The organism is Selenomonas sp. KH1T6 (genome assembly GCF_900108415.1).
Lineage (GTDB): Bacteria > Bacillota > Negativicutes > Selenomonadales > Selenomonadaceae > Selenomonas_B > Selenomonas_B ruminantium_A.
Genome location: NZ_FNWN01000074.1, coordinates 1 through 1,496 on the forward strand (window position 1 = coordinate 1; position 1,496 = coordinate 1,496).

Here is a 1,496-nt window from a genome sequence, read left to right on the forward strand (position 1 = left end):
CGCTTAAGTATGCCCCAAAATCCTTCCATGGGCCCGTTATCAATGCAGTGGGCTACACGAGACATGCTTTGCGTCATTCCCTGTTTTTCTAATTTGTGGTGAAATTTCCTGTTCGTATATTGAAATCCTCTATCGCTGTGAAACAGCGGATGGGCATCTGGATTAGCTTTTACAGCCTTGTCTAAGGTCTTGAATACCAGGGGGTTGTCGTTGTGTTCACTAATGACAAAGGATACGATTCGCCTGTCGTAAAGGTCAAGGATGGCACTCAGGTATATTTTATGCACAACAGAACCATCATACCACTTGAATTCTGTAACATCGGTCAACCATTTCTCATTTGGAGTATCAGCATGGAATTTGCGAGAAAGCAGGTTTTCTGCAAGGCATTGAGGATTCTTCGCACGTCTGGTGCAACCGTGGCTGCGGTACTTAATGGTGGATTTTATGCTTTTCTTCCGGCAGATCCTAAGGATACGCTTGTCATTTACATGAATGTTGTGGTCATGTCTTAGGTCATCATTTATGCGTCGGTAACCCTTGTCAGGTCGTTCTGTGTGAATCCTTTCTACTATTTCGGCAATAGCTTCATTTTCCCGGAGCCTATCGCTGGATTTCCCGGAGGCCCATTTGTAATAAGATGACCTAGATACATTCAGCAAGCTGCACAGTTCGTCAATGGGATAAGCTTTTTCGTGGTGACAGTCTCTTATAGCCTTGTAGCAGAGAATATGCTTTACTTGGCCGAGAATCACCACCTTTCCAGCTCGTTCAATTTTTTTAGCAGGTCACGCTCCATCTCAGCCATACGCAGTTGGTGTTTCAGTTTCTCGATTTCAATCTGGGCCTTTTCCAGTTCCGTGCGTGGGGTCTGGTCTTTCTTCCGTTTGCCACGGCGGTCTTCCAGCCCAGACTCGCCGAGTTCTATGTAATGCAATGTCCAGGTACGTACCTGTTGGTAACTGACATTGTATTTCTTGGCTATTTCGCCGTAGTTTTTGTCTAAGGCCAGGCATTCTTGAACAATTTGAAGTCGTTCTTCCTGTGTAGTGCTGCGTGCCTTGCTCATGTAGCTTCCGCCTCCCGAATGTTTTCTGGAGTTAAAGTCTCCATGAGCATTATACACCTTTATCCAATTTCTTAGCTGATGTGTGTCGTGAATAGCATATTTGCGACATATATCCATCAAGCTGCCCTCACCATTCAAATAACTGATAACGGCCCGGGTCTTGAGTTCTGCTGTGTAAACACGATTGCGTTTACGCGGCGAAAAAGCTGAGGAGCCCTCCGATTCGTACTGATATATCCATTCGTCAATGGTTGTCCTATTTACTTGTAATAATGATGCGGCTTCACTACGTGTCATTCTACCCGAAAGGCATTCTTGGGCAACTCTGGTTTTCTCTTCTGCTGTTGCTTTTTGCTTACATGGCATGAAAAATCCCCCTATGATGACAGTTTTATTTTTTACTGTCTCTCATAGGGGGAGCATATCA

The 1,496-nt window shown here is 44.9% G+C and carries 2 protein-coding genes; both read right to left on the minus strand.

What is annotated here, in order from left to right:
• On the minus strand, positions 1-758 hold a 758-nt coding region (locus BLW59_RS17020), incomplete at its 3' end, for an IS3 family transposase (protein ID WP_139283759.1).
• The gene (locus BLW59_RS17025; protein WP_074699054.1) at positions 752-1,435 is read right to left on the minus strand and encodes a helix-turn-helix domain-containing protein; all 684 of its coding nucleotides are present in this window, start codon (positions 1,433-1,435) and stop codon (positions 752-754) included. The genes BLW59_RS17020 and BLW59_RS17025, both read right to left, overlap by 7 nt.
• Positions 1,436-1,496: the final 61 nt, after the last annotated feature.

What these genes read in the sequence shown, in the direction of transcription:
- BLW59_RS17025 (WP_074699054.1), bottom strand. Translation starts at nt 1,435, where the DNA reads ATGCCATGTAAGCAAAAAGCAACAGCAGAAGAGAAAACCAGAGTTGCC.